Origin of the sequence: Streptomyces sp. (assembly GCF_019510245.1) — a bacterium.
In the GTDB taxonomy this organism is placed as follows: domain Bacteria; phylum Actinomycetota; class Actinomycetes; order Streptomycetales; family Streptomycetaceae; genus Streptomyces.
In genome coordinates, this window is record NZ_JAEKKT010000133.1 from 113519 (window position 1) to 131169 (window position 17651).

Annotated in this window: 16 protein-coding genes; 6 read left to right on the plus strand and 10 right to left on the minus strand. The window is 73.6% G+C overall.

The window, feature by feature from the left end:
• Positions 1 to 49 precede the first annotated feature (49 nt).
• The 5 genes from JF597_RS18375 to JF597_RS18395 form a co-directional block, all read right to left on the minus strand.
• Positions 50 to 652: a hypothetical protein gene (locus JF597_RS18375; RefSeq protein WP_293995896.1), complete on the minus strand. Its 603-nt coding sequence runs from the start codon at positions 650 to 652 to the stop codon at positions 50 to 52.
• Positions 649 to 1386: a CBS domain-containing protein gene (locus tag JF597_RS18380; RefSeq protein ID WP_293995898.1), complete on the minus strand. Its 738-nt coding sequence runs from the start codon at positions 1384 to 1386 to the stop codon at positions 649 to 651. Before JF597_RS18380 ends, JF597_RS18375 begins: the two co-directional genes overlap by 4 nt.
• A gap of 217 nt (positions 1387 to 1603) precedes the next feature.
• Positions 1604 to 2305 carry a pyridoxamine 5'-phosphate oxidase family protein gene (locus tag JF597_RS18385; RefSeq protein ID WP_293995900.1) on the minus strand — a complete coding sequence of 234 codons (702 nt, stop codon included), beginning with the start codon at positions 2303 to 2305 and terminating at the stop codon, positions 1604 to 1606.
• Between the two features lie 23 nt (positions 2306 to 2328).
• On the minus strand, positions 2329 to 3396 hold the full coding sequence (locus JF597_RS18390; RefSeq protein WP_293996141.1) for a zinc-dependent alcohol dehydrogenase family protein: 1068 nt from the start codon (positions 3394 to 3396) through the stop codon (positions 2329 to 2331).
• Between the two features lie 406 nt (positions 3397 to 3802).
• Positions 3803 to 4708 (minus strand): universal stress protein, encoded by a 906-nt coding sequence (locus JF597_RS18395; RefSeq protein ID WP_293995902.1) that lies wholly within the window; start codon positions 4706 to 4708, stop codon positions 3803 to 3805.
• A gap of 330 nt (positions 4709 to 5038) precedes the next feature.
• Between JF597_RS18395 and JF597_RS18400 the strand changes: the two genes are divergently transcribed.
• Both JF597_RS18400 and JF597_RS18405 read left to right on the plus strand, forming a co-directional pair.
• Positions 5039 to 5296: a DUF1876 domain-containing protein gene (locus tag JF597_RS18400; protein ID WP_293995904.1), complete on the plus strand. Its 258-nt coding sequence runs from the start codon at positions 5039 to 5041 to the stop codon at positions 5294 to 5296.
• Between the two features lie 16 nt (positions 5297 to 5312).
• Positions 5313 to 6182, plus strand: coding sequence for a DUF1918 domain-containing protein (locus JF597_RS18405; RefSeq protein WP_293995906.1), 870 nt, complete (start codon positions 5313 to 5315; stop codon positions 6180 to 6182).
• Positions 6183 to 6283: 101 nt separating this feature from the next.
• Here JF597_RS18405 and JF597_RS18410 read toward each other — a convergent pair whose 3' ends face one another.
• The 5 genes from JF597_RS18410 to pflB all read right to left on the minus strand — a co-directional run bounded on the left by JF597_RS18410 (position 6284) and on the right by pflB (position 13480).
• Positions 6284 to 6778 (minus strand): flavodoxin domain-containing protein, encoded by a 495-nt coding sequence (locus JF597_RS18410; protein ID WP_293995908.1) that lies wholly within the window; start codon positions 6776 to 6778, stop codon positions 6284 to 6286.
• A gap of 16 nt (positions 6779 to 6794) precedes the next feature.
• Complete coding sequence (locus JF597_RS18415; RefSeq protein WP_293995910.1) at positions 6795 to 7523, minus strand: CBS domain-containing protein; 729 nt, start codon at positions 7521 to 7523, stop codon at positions 6795 to 6797.
• A gap of 20 nt (positions 7524 to 7543) precedes the next feature.
• Positions 7544 to 10240, minus strand: coding sequence for a bifunctional GNAT family N-acetyltransferase/acetate--CoA ligase family protein (locus JF597_RS18420; protein ID WP_293995912.1), 2697 nt, complete (start codon positions 10238 to 10240; stop codon positions 7544 to 7546).
• A 247-nt stretch (positions 10241 to 10487) separates the two neighbouring features.
• Entirely contained in the window at positions 10488 to 11225 is a 738-nt protein-coding gene (pflA, locus tag JF597_RS18425; RefSeq protein ID WP_293995914.1) for a pyruvate formate-lyase-activating protein, read from the minus strand.
• Positions 11222 to 13480, minus strand: coding sequence for a formate C-acetyltransferase (pflB, locus tag JF597_RS18430; protein ID WP_293995916.1), 2259 nt, complete (start codon positions 13478 to 13480; stop codon positions 11222 to 11224). Before pflB ends, pflA begins: the two co-directional genes overlap by 4 nt.
• A 325-nt stretch (positions 13481 to 13805) precedes the next feature.
• On the opposite strand from pflB, the gene JF597_RS18435 reads away from it, so the two are divergent.
• From JF597_RS18435 to JF597_RS18450, 4 genes are all read left to right on the plus strand, one after another.
• Complete coding sequence (locus tag JF597_RS18435) at positions 13806 to 14207, plus strand: cyclic nucleotide-binding domain-containing protein (RefSeq protein ID WP_293996143.1); 402 nt, start codon at positions 13806 to 13808, stop codon at positions 14205 to 14207.
• Between the two features lie 40 nt (positions 14208 to 14247).
• Positions 14248 to 14925, plus strand: a complete 678-nt coding sequence (locus JF597_RS18440) for a CBS domain-containing protein (RefSeq protein ID WP_293995918.1) — start codon at positions 14248 to 14250, stop codon at positions 14923 to 14925.
• 78 nt (positions 14926 to 15003) lie between these two features.
• Positions 15004 to 15705 carry a response regulator transcription factor gene (locus JF597_RS18445; protein WP_293995920.1) on the plus strand — a complete coding sequence of 234 codons (702 nt, stop codon included), beginning with the start codon at positions 15004 to 15006 and terminating at the stop codon, positions 15703 to 15705.
• A gap of 360 nt (positions 15706 to 16065) precedes the next feature.
• A complete protein-coding gene (locus JF597_RS18450; protein WP_293995922.1) occupies positions 16066 to 17622 on the plus strand; it encodes an oxidoreductase in 1557 nt (518 codons plus the stop codon).
• Positions 17623 to 17651 lie beyond the last annotated feature (29 nt).

A 17651-nucleotide genomic window follows, 5' to 3' on the forward strand; every position in this document is an offset into this window, starting at 1 on the left:
CACCTTCCGGCGACCGGCTGGAGGGGCCACTCGGCCCGTTTCGGGAAGGTCATCCCTTGCCCCCGCTGAAGTTCCGCCACTGGGGTCCGATCTGTTGCCATTCCGCTTCCCATTCGGCGAGGCGGCGGCGCATCAGCCGGCTGCGGAGGAGCCGTCCGGCGCCCCATGCCGCGGTGGCCGCGAGCGGTGCCACGAGGGCGGCGGCCGCGACGGCGTCGAGGGTCGCCTCGCTCCCGCTCGTCGGCTGAGCGGCGAGTTGCTCACCGTGATCCACCCAGACCTGGAGCCGGCTGCCTGCGGTGGCGGCGGGGTCGGCCTCGGCCAGGCCGGTGTGCGTGGCGCCGTCCGCGGCCGTCCAGCGCACCGTGACCCACACCTTTCCCTCGTCGTAACCGGTCACGACGGGCGCGCCGTGCGTGGCGTTCTCGGTGAGTTCGGCGGACACCACGTGGAGGGCGGCACGCCGCTCGGCGAACGTGTGGTCCACGGCCGCACCCGCCGCCCATCCGGCGAACAGCCCGCCGAGGAGGGTCACCGTCCACACGGCGAGCACGACCCAGGCCTCGACCACGTCGCTGCGGCGCCGCAGCGGGCTGCGCCGCCAGCGCCAGAACGGTCCGCCGGTCACGTGGGCGGGTTTGGTGCCGCTCATGGTCCGCCTCCTCCTTCCGGGGGCCGGGGCGTACCGCCTCGGACGGGTGGGACGTGCTCGACCTCGGGAAGATCGGGGTCCAGGTCCGGGCGGCGGGGCGGGCCCGCCAGCGCGCAGTCCACGGCGACCACGCCGTCGACGCCCCGCACCCACCCGGCGGCCACCGGGACCAGCGCGGTGTCCGGGACGCGGCCGGTGAGGGTGACGACGCCGTCGCGGACCTGCACGCGCACCGATTCGGGCGAGTCGGGGAAGAGGTGCGGGAGGATATCACGCCCGATCTCCTCGGCGATGTCCTCGTCGTCCCGGAGGAACACCTTCAGCAGGTCGGCACGGCTGACGACCCCTTGAAGCAGTCCGGCCGCGTCGACCACCGGAAGCCGTTTGACCCCGTGCCGGGCCATCGTGCGCGCGGCCTCGGGCAGCGGGGCCTCGGCGCGGACGGTGACGGCCGGAGTGGTCATCAGCGCCGCGGCGGTGACCGATGCGGCCTCGGCGAGGTCGGGCCGGGGCCGGCCGGGACCGGCCGGGGCGCCGGTGCGGGACTCCTCCCTGCGCAGGAGATCGGCCTCCGAGACGACGCCGACGACGTGCCCGCCGTCGTCCAGGACAGGGGCCGCGCTCACCTGCCACTGCTGCAGGGCCTTCACGATGTCCTTGAAGGCCGCGCCGTGACGCAGGGCGAGGACGGTGTGGGTCATCACGTCGCTCACGACGTGTGGAGCGCCGGTCATGGCGACCTCCAGGTCTCGGCTGCCGTGCTCCGACACCCCCAGAATCGGCCATCGCGCGCCGGAACGCATGAGCCGAACGGTCCCGTTCCCGGTGACGGGCTTCCCGGGCCGGAACGCGACGGCGGGTTCCGCCCGCCCCGATCACGGGCCTGCGGCTGCCGCACCGGCGCCGTGCCCACGTCCCCGGCGCGCCTGGGGGCAGTTGCGCCCTGGGGGGCTACTCCCGCGCGCGGTCCGGGCCGGATCGGACCGTGATACGGCGCCCGGTCACGGAGCGGGGCTCGATCCGCACCCACAGGTCGCGGTCGCCGCCCGCCCACGGGGCGCTGTGGACCGACGCGCTGAGCCGGCGCACCTCCTCCGCCTCGCTCACCCGGCTCGCCGGCCCGCGTACCAGTACGCTCCAGCCCTCTCCGAAGGCGTCGTCGATGCGGTCGACCTCGAAGGCCACCTGGCGGCCCGGGGCCATGGACGGTGTGGTGTCGTCCGCGGTCCTGAAGACGATCGTGCCGTCGGCGACGCTGTAGTTGACCGGCAGGATGACCGGGCCCGACGCGGTGTCGACGCCGAGGCGTCCCACGCCGTGCGAGCCGAGCAGCGCCCTGCATTCGGGCGGGCTCAGCTCCGTGAACTCGGGGCGGTACCCGGCCCGGGCGGGTCCCGGCGGGGTGTCGAGATCACCTCCGGTGAGGTGCGACGTGGTGGTGTGCAGGACGTCGGCGAGCCTGAGCAGGGCGCCGGTGCCCGGCGCGGCCCCGGGGTGTTCCTCCAGGTACCGCAGGTAGCCGGCCGCTATGCCCGACCGTTCGGCCGTCTGCTCGCGGGTGAGGCCGAGTTCCCTGCGGCGGGCCGCCACGCGGCGCCCGAGGTCTCCCAGCGGCGGTCGTCCTGCCGTGTGCGGCCGTACCTGTTCGGCCATGACCGGTCACGTCCTCTCGTCGGTCAGGTCACGCGGACGGCGACCTCGTGCTGCTCCCCGCCGAGCACGACCTTGAGCGCGCCGGTGTCGGCGGCCCGGCCGAAGACCTCGTACGCCTCGGCCATGTGGTCCAGCGGGAACGTGTGGGTGACCAGCTGTGCGGTGGGCAGCCGGCCGGCGGCGGCCATCCGCAGCAGGGTGGGGGTGGAGTGGGTGTCCACCAGGCCGGTGGTGATGGTGACGTTCTTGATCCACAGGTCTTCGAGGTGCAGCGTGGCCGGCTTGCCGTGCACGCCGATGTTGGCGACGCGGCCGCCGGGCCGGACCATGCGCGTGCACAGCTCGAAGGTCTCCGGCACGCCGACGGCCTCCATGACGACGTCCGCGCCGAGTCCGTCGGTGAGGTCGGCGATCAGTTGCTCCGGGACCTCGCGGGCGTCCGCGACGGCGTCCGCGCCCAGGCGCCTGGCCGCTTCCAGCCGGGCGGGGGCCAGGTCCACGGCGACGATCCGCTCGGGGGCGAACAGCCGCGCCGTGGTGATCGCCGCGAGACCGATCGGGCCCGCGCCGACGACGGCGACGGTGTCGCCGGGGCGCACCCGGCCGTTGAGGACGCCCACCTCGTAGGAGGTCGGGAAGATGTCCGCGAGGAGCACGGCGTCCTTGCTGTCGACCGTGCTGGGCACTGCGTGGACGGACAGGTCCGCGAAGGGGACCCGGACGTACTCGGCCTGCGTGCCGTCGATCAGATGGCCGAGGATCCAGCCTCCGCCGCCCAGGCACTGGCCGTACATCCCTTCCCTGCAGTACGAGCAGCGCCCGCAGGAGCTGATGCAGGAGACCAGGACCCGGTCTCCCGGCCGTACCGTCCGCACGTCGCCGCCGACCTCGACGATCTCGCCGACGGCCTCGTGCCCGAGGACCGTGCCGGGCTGCACCTCGGGGACGTCGCCCTTCAGGATGTGCAGGTCCGTGCCGCAGATCGTGACGGCGTCCACGCGCACTACGGCGTCGGTGGGCTCCTTGACGGCTGGATCGGGGACCTCTTCCCAGGCGGACTGCCCGGGGCCGTGGAAGACGAAGGCCTTCATGGGGTCGCTCACCGTCCTTGGCTCGCTGCGGGGCACGGGGCCGGCGGACGGCGGCGGCGGGTGCCGGCCGGACGTCGGGGGATCGCCGGTATCGCCCCACAGATCCAGCCTGTCCTCGTCCCGGACGGTTCTGCTTGGGCCGTCCGGCCCTCATCACCTGCCGGACGGCCGCGTACGCAGGACCGCCCGGGGTCCGGCACCTCCCCCGGCCCGTGCGCGGCCGGGCGGCCCGCGAGGCCGACACGCGGGGCAGCGGGGCCCGGGAGCCGGGCCGGTGCACATGGCGGCCGTCGCGGGCGTCGCCCCCCCGGCCGACGGTGGCCGCGCCGGGAGCACACCGGGCACCCGCGCCGAACGGTACGCACGGGGCCGTACGCGGACGCGCGCTGTCCGGAGGCGCGCCGTCTCAGCGGTGGGCCACGACGGCGACGGGTGCACCGATGTGATGCAGGGCGGCGTGGGTGACATGGCCGATGTGGAGGCCGAGCGGGCCGGTGCGGATGCGCCGGCCGACGACCGCCAGGGACGCGTCGTGGGCCGCGTCGACGACGGCCTGCGCGGCGCTGCCGCAGCGGCTCGCCTCGATCACGTCGACGCCCGGGAACTTCTCCCGCCAGGGACGCAGCGCCTCGGCCAGCGCGGCCCGGTGGCCCCGTTCCAGGTCGTCCCGGAGTGGCACGTCGCCAGGGAACCGGTAGCCGGACGTGATCGTCTCCGGCCAGGCGTGCACCACGCGCAGAGGCGATTCCCGCCGGGCCGCGGCGTCGAAGGCGAACTCCAGCAGCGTGTCGTCAGGGTGACCGACGTCGAGGCCGAGCACGACGGGCCGGAACGGTGCGGCGGCCGACGGCACTCCCGCCGGATCCATCCTGTGCTCGTCCGCGGCCTGCTCGCCCCCGCGCACCAGCACCACGGGCCGTTCCACCCGGGCGACGACGGCCAGGCTCACCGAGCCGACCACGAAGCCGCCGATGCCGCCGAAGCCCCGCGATCCCAGCACGAGCAGCTCGGCCGGGCCCGCCGCCGCGCACAGCGCTCCGGCCACACTCCCCGTCAGCTGTTCGGTGAGCACCTCGAGGCCGGGATGCCGCAGACGGATGCCCTCCGCGGAGTCGCGGGGCATCCGCGGGGTCCAGTCCTGATGGGTCTCGGGACCCACCAGCGGAGCCTGCGCCACCGGAGCGGGGGCGGGCTCGGCCACGTGCACGATCTTCAGCGGCAGGCCGCGCAGCTGCGCTTCGCGCGCCGCCCACTCGGCGGCGGCCCGGCTCTCGGGCGACCCGTCGAGACCTACGGTGACGGTTCGGAACATGGTCTCCACCTCCGGGGAGCGTTCCCTTCCAGCGTGACGGCACGCCGGTGGGCCGGTAGGGGCCGAACGGCCCGGTCCGGAGCCGAGGGGCCCTGTCGCGCCGCCGACCGCCACCGCATGATGGAAGTGTTCGCTCCGCTTGCCCGGACGGCGGGGCCGGACGGCGCCACGGCAGGGACCTTCGGCCCTGTGAAGGGGGTCCGAAGCCGGTCGATGGTGGACGAACACGACGGACGGAGCGGACTCCTGGGACGGGTGTCCGGCGCCGGCACGACCCGCCGGGCCGCAGGGCCGCCGGGCGCCCTCCTTGCCGATCCGAGGAGGAATGCGATGCACACGGCGCAGTGGAAGGTGAACCTCAACCTCTTCGAGGAAGACGACGGAACGACCAAGGCACGTGCGGTGCTGGAGACCGGAACCACATCGCTCACCGCCCACGGCAGTGCGCACTGCCGCCCGACGGACCGCAACGTGCCGGAGATCGGCGACGAACTGGCGGCGGGCCGGGCCATGAACGACCTGTCCCAGCAGCTGCTGCGCATCGCCGAACAGGACATCCAGAGTGTGGCGGCGGACCAGCCACTGTGAGGAGAGGGCGGCGATCATGCGAGCTCACCTCGGCGACCAGCTCGTCATCGAAAGCCCGGCCACCGGCGCCACCCGCCGCGACGGGGAGATCGTCGGCCTCCACCACGAGGACGGCACGCCTCCCTACGACGTGCGCTGGTCGGATTCGGACGAGATCACCCTCGTCTTTCCCGGGCCCGACGCACACATCCACCACCTGGAGACCGGCCCCGCGCCCCCTCCGCCGCCGGCCGGAGCAGCCAACCCCGGTGACATCGGCCGGCGGGTGACCGCTGCGCGGCTGCGCCGGGGGCTCACCCGGGAGGAGACGGCCGCTCGCGCCGGGATGGCTCCGGCTTACCTCGCCTACCTGGAGGAGCAGCCCGCGACCCCGACCCTCGCGACCCTCATCAGGCTGGCCGACGCGCTCGGTACCAGCGTCGACGCACTCCACGGCGGCGGCGTCGAACTACCGCCCGGACAGGGGCACGCCCTGTTCCGCCCCCGGCTGCTCGACCTCGGTCCGGACGAGTGCCGGGCCCTGCTCTCCACGCACGGGATCGGACGCGTCACGCTGTCGACGCCGGACGGCGGGCCGGCGGTCGTGCCCGTCAACTACGACGTCATCGACGGCGCCATCGTCTTCCGTACCGCGCCCGGTTCCGTCACCGCCCTCACCGTGGACGAGGACGTCGCCTTCGAGGTCGATCACGTCGACGAGGCGCTGAGCCGGGGCTGGAGCGTGCTCGCCGTCGGTCACGCGAGCGTCGTGACCCGGCCCGAGGTGGTCCGCGGACTCGTGCGGCGCGCTCACACCACCCCCTGGGCGGGCGACGAGCGGGCGATGTGGGTGTCGATCCGGCCCAGGAGCCTGACGGGCCGTCGCATCGCACCGGCGGACCAGTAGCCGGCCGGCACGAGGGCCGCCTCGGTCCACAGCGGTCGTGAGCGAGCGCCGGGGCGGGTCTCGCCGGGACGGGCCGGTGAGACCCGCCGGCGGGCGCAGGGTCAGTTCCTCAGCTCCGCCGCGATCCCGGACGCCCACGCCCGTACGGCGTCGAAGTCCCGGAAGTCCCCGCCCTTCCCGGCCCGCACGATCCTCCGGGCCAGCCATCCGTCCGCGTCCTCTTCGAGGCAGCCCCCGAAGGTGACGTGCCCCCGGGCGCGCAGGTCCTGCATCGCGCGGCGCACCGCGCGCACGGGCGGGATGTCCCGCCCGGCGGCGGAGTCGTCGAGCGGGCCGCTGCTGAAGAACCACACGGGCCGCTCGGCGAGGTCGCTGCGGTGGCGGCGGACGAACGTCCGGGCCTCCTTGTGCCAGCGGCCGGCGTACAGCCCGCCGCCGACCACGACCGCGTCGTACCGGCTCACGAAGGGCACGGACGCGGCTCGCATCGTCTCGACGGTCAGCCCCTTCTCGCGCAGCGCGTCGGCGATCGACTCGGCGATGTGCGCCGTCGATCCGTTCCTGCTGCCGTACGTCACCAACACCGTGCCGGCCATGGTGAGGCTCCCCCTCTCAGAGTCCGCGCAGCCAGTCGTCGGCCGCGCCGTGCAGCGCCTGCTCCTCGCGGATGCGGGCGTCGTCCAGGCGGTAGGTCAGTCTGTCGATCACGTCGACCACGCCGTCGATCTGACGGGTCATGGAGACGGCGATCTCGGTCTCGGCCTTGCGCTCCATGTGGCCCGTGAGCGTGACGACACCCTCGGCCACGGCCACGGCGACGCTGCGCGGCGGCAGCCACAGGGCGCGGACGAGGACTTCGTCGACCACCTCGTCCCGGATCTCGTCGTCGGGGCGCAGGAACACCTGGAGCAGGTCGCGCCGGGTGACGATGCCGACCAGCCGGTCCTCCTCGTCCAGGACGGGGAGCCGTTCCACACTGCGCTCGGCCATGGTGCGGGCCGCCTCGACGATGGTGTTCTCGGCGTGGACCGTGACCGGCGGGTCCGACATCAGGTCTCCGGCCGTGCGGGCCCGCGCCTTCGCCGCCTGCCTCCTGGCGCTGCGCGTCAGCCGGCCGAGCGGTGCCCGGTCCTTCGCCCCGTAGGGGCCCGGGGCGGTGGCCTGGCGGGCCATCAGGTCCGTCTCGGAGACGACCCCGATGACCTTGTCGTCGTCGTCGATCACCGGGAGTCCGCTGATCCTGTGGTCGGCCAGGAGGCGCGCGACCTCCTTGAACGGCGTGCTGTAGGCGGCGTGGACGACGTCCGTGGTCATCACGGAGCCCACCTTGTCGTGCCTCATCTCGGTTCCCTCCTCGACCCTCAGCGGAGTCGGCGCAGATAGGGGTCCTGCGGCCGGCGCGGCAGCAGTCGCACCCGTGCGTCGAGCACGGTGACGGCGTCCGGTGTGGCCAGGACGGGGTTGAAGTCGGCCTCGGCGAGCTGCGGCAGGTCCGCGGCCATCCGGGACAGCCGCTGCAGCAGCTGCTCCAGGGCTCCGAGGTCGACGGGTCCGGTGCCGCGGGTGCCGAGGAGCAGGGGGGCGCAGCGCGGGGACGTGATCAGGTCGTGCACGTCGTGGTCGGTGAGCGGGGCCGGCCGGGCAGCGTGGTCGGCGAGTACCTCGGTGGCCGTACCGCCGAGCCCGAACAGTACGAGCGGGCCGAACACCTCGTCCTGGACGACGCCGGCGAACAGTTCGGTGCCGCGCCGGGCGAGCGACTGGACGACCACTCCGGTCATCAGGTGGCCGAAGCGGGTCTCCAGGTCCCGGAAGGCTGCGCGGACCTGCGCCTCGCCGCGCAGGTCGAGGTGGACCGCCCGCTCCTCGCTCTTGTGGACGAGGCCGGGCCAGTGGGCCTTCATGACGACCCGGCCGTCGGCGCCGCTCAGCCGGCCGGCGGCGCGCACGGCGTCGTCCTCGGTCTCGGCCCAGGCCCACGGGATCTGCGGGATGCCGTAGCAGGCGAGCAGGTCGGCGCAGGTGCGCGGGTCGAGCCAGCCGCCGTCCGGGTGCGCGGCCAGGTAGGCGTCCGCGACGGTGCGGGCGTGCCCGGTGTCGACGTCGAGGGCCGGTACGGTGCCGGCCGGGCGGGCCAGCCAGGCCGCGCGGTCGGCCGCATGGGTCAGCGCCCGTGCGGCCGCCTGCGGTTCGGCGTAGGACGGGATGCTGCCGCCCTCGTCGGCGGCGGGCAGCAGCTTCACCGGCAGGTCCTGCTCCAGGCATACGGCGAGGACCGGCTTGGGCCTGCGGCCGGGCGCCGCGGTGAGGGCGCGTATCAGGTGGTCGCCGGTCGCGGTGGCGAGGGCGGTGGGGACCAGGGCCACCAGGACGGCGTCGACGCCGGGGTACTCCATGAGCGCGTCGACGCAGTCCGTGAGCTGCTCCTCGGTCACGGCGGCGGTGGCGTCGACCGGGTTGCCGACGGCGGCCCCTTCGGGCAGCGCGGCCAGCAGCCGGTCGGTCGTCGCCGGGGTGAACGGCGGCAGGTCGAGCCCCGCCTCGGCGCAGGCGTCGGCGGCCAGGACCCCGGCGCCGCCCGCGTTGGTGACGACGGCGACGCGGTTGCCCTCCGGCAGTGTCTGGGAGTGGAGCAGTGCGGCCGCTTCGAGGAGTTCGCCGACCGAGCTGGTGGCGGTGATGCCGGCCTGGGTGAACAGGGCCCTGCGGGTCATGGTGGGGGTGGCGGCCGCCGCGGTGTGCGAGGCGGCGGCCCGCCGGCCGGCCGTGGACCGGCCGGCGTCCACGGTCAGCACCGGCATCCGGCGGGCCACCCGGCGGGCGGTACGGGAGAACGCGCGGGGGTTGCCGAAGGACTCCAGGTGCAGCAGGGCGAGGTCGGTGCGGCCGTCGGTCTCCCACCACTGGAGCATGTCGTTGCCGCTGACGTCGTACTTGTCGCCGAGCGAGACGAAGGAGGACACGCCGATGCCGAGCCGGGACAGGCCGTCCAGCAGGGCGATGCCGATGCCTCCGGACTGGACGGCGACACCGGCGCTGCCGGGGCGCGGGTGGCCGTCGGCGAAGGTGGCGTCGAGGCGCAGGCCGGGCTCGGTGTGGGAGATGCCGAGACAGTTGGGGCCGACGAGCCGCATGCCGTAGGTGTGGCAGGTGGTGTGCAGCGCCTGCGCCTGGTCGGGGTCGAGGCCCGAGGTGACGACGAGGAGGGCGCGGACGCCGGCCTTGCCGCACTCCTCCGCGGTGACCGGGACCGCCGCCGCGGGGACCGCCACGACCACCAGGTCCGGGGTCCTGGGCAGGGCGCTGACGGACGGGTGGCAGGGAACGCCGAGGACCGAGGTCACGCCGGGGTTCACGGCGAAGAGGCGACCGGTGTAGCCGCCGGAGTGGATGTGGTGGAGGATCGCCCGGCCGACCGAGCCCGGTCTGCGTCCGGCGCCGACGACGGCGACCGCCTCCGGGCACAGCAGCGGCCGCAGACTCGCCACGTCCGCGGAGCGGCCCCGGGACTCGACGGCCGAGAGGTAGGCGTCGTCCTGGTCCAGGTGGATCGTGCAGCGCGTCTCCGTGCCCTCGAAGCGGCGGGCGGTACGCAGGCCGAGGTCGGCGAAGAGCCGGAGCACCTCGCGGTTCTCGCTCAGGGCGTCGGCCGTGAAGACGGTGATGCCGTCGGCACGGGCCGCCGAGACCAGGTGCTCGACGAGGAGCGTGCCGACCCCGCGGTGATGCAGTCCGTCGGCCACGGCGACGGAGATCTCCGCCGAGTCCTCGCCGCTCTCTCCCTCGTCGTACTCGGCGAGCCCGAGCACCCGGCCCCGCGTCTCGGCCAGCAGCGCCCGGTAGCCGGGACGGGCCGGGGCACACGCCCGGTCGGCGGCCGTCTCGGCCGAGCGCCGGCTCACCGAGAAGAACCTCAGGCGGAGGTTCTCCGCGGACATCTCGTCGTAGAACCCCTTCAGCCGGTCGTGGTCGCCGGAGGTCACGGGCCGGATGCACACGGTGGTGCCGTCCGCGAGCAACGCGTGGGCGGGGGATCGTTCGAGCAGGAAATCGGTCATCGCGGTTCTCCTCCGAGTCGGCACTACGAGCATCCGGCGCGGCGCGGCCCGTTCGCATGGGCTGTCCGGGGCGACGCGAGGGCCGATCGGCCCTGATCAGACGGCTCCCCGTGTGTCGCTCCCGGGCGCCGACGACCAGCAGGCCGGCGGTGCGGGAGGCGGCGGCAGCACCCGGCGGGCGGGGCCGTCGTCGGGGCGGGGCTGAACGGCCGTGTCCGCAGCGGCCGCTGGGGTGCCCCGCCGGTGCTCAGCAGGCCGTCAGGCCAACCGCACGGAACTGCCCACGCACCCGCTCGACCAGTTCGGGCGGCGGGACGGGGGTGTCCCGCAGCGGGAAGGGAATCCCGAGCGCCGTGTACTTCGGGGCCCCCAGTCTGTGGAACGGGAGCACGTCGACCCGCTGGACCGCGGGGAGTTCGGCGACGAAGCGGGCCAGGCCATCGACGGGCTCGGGGGCGTCGGTCCAGCCGGGGACCAGGACGTAGCGGATCCACATCGGGACGCCGAGGCGGTCGAGGCGGGTGGCGAAGTTCAGGGTGGGGGTGAGTTCGCCGCCGGTGAGGGCGCGGTAGGCGGGGACGTCGAAGGACTTGATGTCGAGCAGGACCAGGTCGGTGTCGGCGAGGAGCCCGTCGGTGGCACGGGCACCGAGGAAGCCCGAGGTGTCGAGCGCGGTGTGCAGGCCGGCCTCCTTGCAGCGGCGCAGTACGGCCCCCGCGAAGGCCGACTGGAGCAGCGGTTCGCCGCCGGTGAGGGTGACCCCGCCGCCGGCCGCGGTCACGAAGGCACGGTACTTCTCGATCTCCGCCATCACCTCGTCGACGGTCGCCTCCTTGCCGTCGCGCATGTGCCAGGTGTCGGGGTTGGCGCAGTAGAGGCAGCGCAGCGGGCAGCCGCTGAGGAAGAGGACGAACCGGGTCCCGGGACCGTCCACGCCGGTGGACAGGTCCCAGGAGTGGATCCGGCCGCGCACCACGGTGCTCACAGCGATCCGTGGAAGGTGCGGCTGATCACGTCGAGCTGCTGTTCCCGGGTCAGGCGGACGAAGTTGACGGCGTATCCGGAGACCCGGATGGTCAGGTCCGGGTGGTTCTCCGGGTGTTCCATCGCGTCTTCCAGGGTGGTCCGGTCGACGACGTTGACGTTCATGTGGAAGCCGCCGGCCGCCGTGTAGGCGTCGAGGACGCCGGCCAGGTTGCCCGCGCGTTCGGCCGGGTTGTGGCCGAGGCCCTCGGGCGTGACGGTCGTGGTCAGGGAGATGCCGTCCCGGGCCTGCTCGTACGGCAGTTTGGCCACCGAGAGCGCGGAGGCGGCGACGCCGTGACGGTCGCGGCCGTTCATCGGGTTGGCACCGGGGGCGAAGGGCTCTCCGGCACGGCGGCCGTCGGGGGTGTTGCCGGTGTGCTTGCCGTAGACGACGTTCGAGGTGATGGTGAGGACGGACAGGGTGTGCTCGGCGTCGCGGTAGGCGGGGTACTGGCGGACCTTCGCCATGAAGGACTCCACCAGTCCGACGGCGATGTCGTCGGCGCGGTCGTCGTTGTTGCCGTACGCCGGGAAGTCGCCCTCGGTGCGGAAGTCGACGGCGAGCCCGGTGGCGTCCCGGAACACCTTCACCCGGGCGTACTTGACGGCGGACAGGCTGTCCGCGGCGACCGAGAAACCGGCGATGCCGCACGCCATGAAGCGGTGCACGGGGTAGTCGTGCAGAGCCATCTCGATGCGTTCGTAGGCGTACTTGTCGTGCATGTAGTGGATGACGTTGAGTGCGTTGACGTACGTCCGGGCCAGCCAGTCCAGGACGTGGTCGTAAGCCGCCGACAGTTCCTCGTGGTCGAGGTACTCCCCGGTCAGCGGGGGCATGGAGGGCGCGACTTGTTCGCCGGTCATCTCGTCGCGGCCGCCGTTGACCGCGTACAGCAGCGCCTTGGCGAGGTTGACCCGGGCACCGAAGAACTGCATCTGCCGGCCGACCTGCATCGCCGACACGCAGCAGGCGATCGCGGTGTCGTCGCCGGTACGCGGACGCATCAGCTCGTCGGACTCGTACTGGACGGCGCTGGTGTCGACCGAGACCCGGGCGCAGAACTCCTTGAAACCGGCGGGCAGCCGGGGAGACCAGAGGACGGTCAGGTTGGGTTCCGGGGCGGGGCCGAGGTTGTACAGGGTCTGGAGGAACCGGAAGGAGGTGCGGGTGACCAGGGTGCGGCCGTCCTCGCCCATGCCGCCGATGGACTCCGTAACCCAGGTCGGGTCGCCGGAGAACAGGGCGTCGTACTCGGGGGTGCGCAGGAACCGTACGATCCGCAGCTTGATCACGAAGTCGTCGACCAGTTCCTGGGCACGGGTCTCGTCGATGACGCCGTCGGCGAGGTCCCGCTGGAGGTAGACGTCGAGGAAGGTGGAGGTGCGGCCGAGCGACATCGCGGCGCCGTTCTGCTCCTTCGCGGCGGCCAGGTAACCGAGGTAGAGCCACTGCACGGCCTCGTGCGCGGTCGCGGCCGGCCGGGAGACGTCACAGCCGTACGCCGCCGCCATCTGCGCCAGCTCGCCCAACGCCCGGATCTGCTCGGCGAGTTCCTCGTGGTCACGGATGACCTCGGAGCCCGAGGCGCAGGCGTCGAGCTTGGCCCGCTCGGCCTTCTTGGCCTCGATCAGCCGATCCGTGCCGTAGAGCGCGACGCGCCGGTAGTCGCCGATGATCCGGCCGCGGCCGTAGGCGTCGGGCAGTCCGGTGATGACGCCGGCCTTGCGGGCGGCGCGCATCTCGGGGGTGTAGGCGTCGAAGACCCCGTCGTTGTGGGTCTTGCGGTAGGTGCCGAAGACCCGGGTGACGAACGGGTCGGGCTCGTAGCCGTATGCCCGCAGCCCGTTCTCCACCATCCGCAGCCCGCCGCCCGGCATGATCGCGCGCTTGAGCGGGGCGTCCGTCTGGAGTCCGACGATCAGCTCGCGGTCGCGGTCGATGTAGCCGGGCGCGTGCGAGGTGATCGTGGAGGGGGTGGCGGTGTCGACGTCGAGGATGCCACGGCGGCGCTCCTCCGGGAACAGCGAGCCGACCTTCGCCCAGACCGCGCGGGTGCGGTCGGTGGGGCCGCTCAGGAACTCCGGGCCGCCCTCGTACGGGGTGTAGTTGGCCTGGATGAAATCACGTACGTCGATCCGCTCGCGCCAGCGGGTGCCTGCGAAGCCCCGCCAGGCCTCCGTGGCGCGGTTGCCGAGTGTCGTGGTTGCGGTCATCGTCGGTCCTCTCCCCTTCTCTCACCGGGGATGCTTGTCGCTCGCCGCATGCGGCGGCAGTGCCGTCCGGTCCCCGGCGGCGGGGCCGGACGGCCTTGCCCGGCCGTCACCCGCCGTCCGGGGCCGGGCGGACCGGGGTGCCCGAGCGGCCGTGGACGAGCTCGTACGCCGCGTCCAGACCCCCGATGGCGGCCGGTCCCCCGGTCCGCTGCACGAAGCGGGCGGCCGCCTCCGCCGTGGGGCCCGTGGAGCCCGCCGGGAGACCGCCGCCGCGCGGCCGGCCCGGGCCGGCGTCGGCCTCTCCGGCGGACAGCGGGAACGGCTGATGCGCCTCGCCCGGGAGGTCTCCTTCCCCCAGGGAACCCGGCTCTTCGAGGAAGGCGCGCGCGCCGACCGGTTCTGGATCATCCGCTCCGGCCGGGTCGAACTCGACATGCACGTTCCCGGCCGCCGGGCGGCCGTGATCGAGAATCTCGGCCACGACGAGCTGATCGGCTGGTCCTGGCTGCTCGCACCCCATGTGTGGCACCTGGGCGCCGAGACCGCCACACCGGTCCGGGCCCATGAGTTCGACGCCGTCGCCGTCCGGTCCCTGTGCCAGGACGACCCGGCCCTGGGCAACGCCGTCGGCCAGTGGGTGGGCCAGGTACTCGCCCACCGCCCGCGCGCCGCACGTACCCGCTTGCTGGACCTGTACGCCCCGTACGGCGCCGACGCCGGCGTCTGACGGCGCGCCCCGGGCCCCTTCGGCTCTCCTGGGAGTGACCATGCACCGCACACCGCACATCGTGAGCGACGTCATGACGCAGACCGTCGTCAGCGTCGGACGGCAGGCGCCCTTCAAGGAGCTCGTCCAGCTCATGCAGGACTGGCAGGTCAGCGCCCTGCCCGTCGTCGAGGGCGAGGGCCGCGTCGTCGGGGTCGTCTCCGAGGCGGACCTCCTGCGCAGGGAGGAGGCCCGCGACGGCGGCCCCGACCGGTGCACGCAGCCGCGCCGCATCGCCGACCCGGCGAAGGCCGGTGCGGTGACCGCGGAAGCGCTGATGACCTCCCCCGCCCTCACCACCCGCCCGGGCGCCACCCTCGCCGAGGCCGCCCGGACCATGGCGCGCGCCCAGGTCAAGCGGCTCCCCGTGGTGGACGAGCTGGGGCTGCTCCAGGGTGTGGTGAGCCGGGCCGACCTGCTCAAGGTCTTCCTGCGCGGCGACGAGGAGATCGCCGAGGAGGTGCGGCGCGAGGTCGTCTCCCGTCTCTTCCCGCCGCCCTCCTCGGTGCTGCGCGTCGACGTCCGGGAGGGAGTGGTGAAGCTCGTCGGCCGGATCCGGGACACCGCCCTCGTCCCCGTCGCGGCGCGGCTGGTGCGGGCCGTCGAAGGAGTGGTGGACGTGGAAGTCGAGCTGTCGGCCGACCGTCCGGAGGAGGCAAGTGGGGCCGGTCGGCCCTAGTGCGCCCGGCCCCGGCGAGCGATGATCGTCCCGGGCGGTACGCAGTACGCCCATCATTCGGGGAACAAGGGGACCTCAATGACAGAGCCGCGCACCTTCTCGGAGCAGGACCCGATCCGTGTGTTCCTGCTGGACGACCACGAGGTCGTCCGGCGCGGCCTCACCGACCTGCTCGACGCGGAACCCGACATCTCGGTCGTCGGCGACGCCGGCACCGTCCAGCACGCCCTCGCCCGCGGCCCCGCGCTACGCCCGCACGTCGCCGTCCTCGACGTCCGTCTCCCCGACGGCGACGGCATCACGGTCTGCCGGGAACTGCGCGACCAGATGCCCGGCCTCGCCTGCCTCATGCTCACCTCATTCGACGACGAGGAAGCCCTCCTCGACGCGATCATGGCCGGGGCCTCCGGCTACGTCCTCAAACAGATCAAGGGCTCCGACCTGGTCTCCGCCGTCCGCACGGTCGCCACCGGCCAGTCCATGCTGGACCCGGCGACCACGGCCCGCCTCATGCGCTCCCTGCGCGCCGACCCCGCGGAGCCCCCCGCCACGCCGCCCGAGCTGGCGGGCCTGTCCCCCCGCGAGCGCGACATCCTCGCCCTCATCGGCGACGGCCTCACCAACCGCGAGATCGGCAAGAAGCTCTACCTCTCCGAGAAGACCGTCAAGAACCACATCTCCCGCCTCCTGGCCAAACTGGGCGTCCAGCGCCGAGTCCAGGCCGCCGTCCTCGCCTCCCACCTGGAACAGCCGGAGAGCGGGGGGCGGCCGGCGAGGTGAGCCGTGCGGGGAGACGGGCCTGCGGGACCGTACGATCACGGTCCGTGCCCGCACGGGGCAGGGCTCGAACGCGACCTGCCGGTGGCCACCGTGCTCGGCTCGCGGCACTCGCTGCTCCGCCGGGCGCCCGAATGGCCCGAGCCACGCGATCGGCTGAGCCCGGCGACGGAGCCGTTCGGGCCCGACCGGTGCGCCCGGGAGGGCCACTCGGGCCCTCCGCCGAGCCCGCGCCGGCTGTCGGTGCGATCCGTCTGCCGTACGGGCGGACCTCCTCTCCCGGCCGGTGCGCCACGGCACCGGCCCACGCGCCACGGAAACGACGACAGGGTGAACGCGTAGCAGGGTCACTACTCTGCACGAGTGTTCTCCTTTGACGAATTGACCTCGCCGGAACGCGAGTTGTGGAACGCGTACCCCGAAGGGCGGACCGTGGACCTGCGCGGGGCTGTCCCCGGTGACGACCGTGTCGCCGAGGGTGGGCAGTGGGGGCCGGAACGGACGGTCCGGGCTCCCGTCGTCGCCGCGTTGATGCTGGGCGCGCACGGCGGGCAGCCGGGTGCCGTGCCCTGTCTGCGACTCGCCGGGGCGCGCATCGTCGGACCGCTTAACCTCGCCGGTGCGCACCTCGCCCACGCCCTCTGGCTGGAGGAGTGCTGGTTCGAGGAGGCGGTGAACCTGCTCGGGGCGACGACCCGGACGCTCGTGTTCAAGGGCTGCCGGGTGCCCGGCATCGAGGCCGGGGCAACGCGTATCGAGGGGAACCTCGACCTGGGGCGCTCGGTCGTCGAGAGCGGTGCGCCCTCCCACTTCCACCATCGCGTCACCGCCCTGTCCCTCACCAACGCCCGGGTGGCCGGCGGCGTGATCCTCAACAAGGCCGAGCTCAACGCGCCCGGCGGATGGGCCCTTGCCGGTGGCGGCCTGGTCATGGAGGGGGGCCTGTTCTGCCGGCCCGGGTTCGTCGCGCGGGGTGAAATACGGCTGCCGGGTGCGCAGCTGCCGGGCGGGCTGTACATGAACGGCGCGCGGTTGGAGGAGCCCGGTCCGCGTGGTCTGGCGCTCAATCTGGAGAACTCGGTGATCTCGACGGTCGTTCTCTCCAGCGGGTTCCTCGCGAACGGGACCGTGGAGTTGCGGGGCGCCCGGATCTCGGCCGGCCTGAGCCTGGCGGGGGCCGTGCTGAAAGCGCCACCGTCCGGTGACGGCCCCTGTCTGTCGGCCCCGTTGATGCAGGCTGTCGACCTCGACTTCGCCCTCGCCGAACCGCCGTCCGGTGCCGTGGACCTGCGGGGTGCGCAGGTGTCCTACCTGCGTGACAGCCAGCACAGCTGGCCCGAGGTCGTGGAGCTGGACGGCTTCGTGTACGGCTCCATCAGGGGGGACGAGACGGGCGCAGGTACGGAGGCAGCGGGGCGCCGGAACTCCGTGGCCCACCGCGTGGCGTGGATACGGCGCAGCCCCGGCTACAACCCCCAGCCCTACGAGCAGTTGGCGAGTTGGTACCGGAAGGCCGGCCACGACGACGAGGCCCGCCGCGTCCTCCTCGCCAAACAGCGCCACCGGCGTCAGACCCTGCCCCCCGCCGCGCGTGCGTGGGGGCATCTGCTCGACGTGACCGTCGGCTACGGCTACCGGCCCTGGCTGGCCGGCGTCTGGCTCCTCGCGCTGACCTTGCTGGGCACCCTGTCCTTCGGCGGTCACTCCCCCCGTCCGGTCCAACAGGGCGAAGGCGCCCCGTTCCAGCCCCTCGTCTACACCCTCGACCTTCTGATCCCCATCGGCGGCCTGGGCCAGCGCAGCGCCTGGTACTGGCCGGACGAAAGCCTCCAGGCGCTGGCCTACCTGCTCATCGCCTTCGGCTGGATACTGACGACCGCCGTCATCGCGGGTGTCACCCGCGCACTGCAGAAGAACTAGCGGGCGGCAGCGCAGTCCGGGCGTCCCGG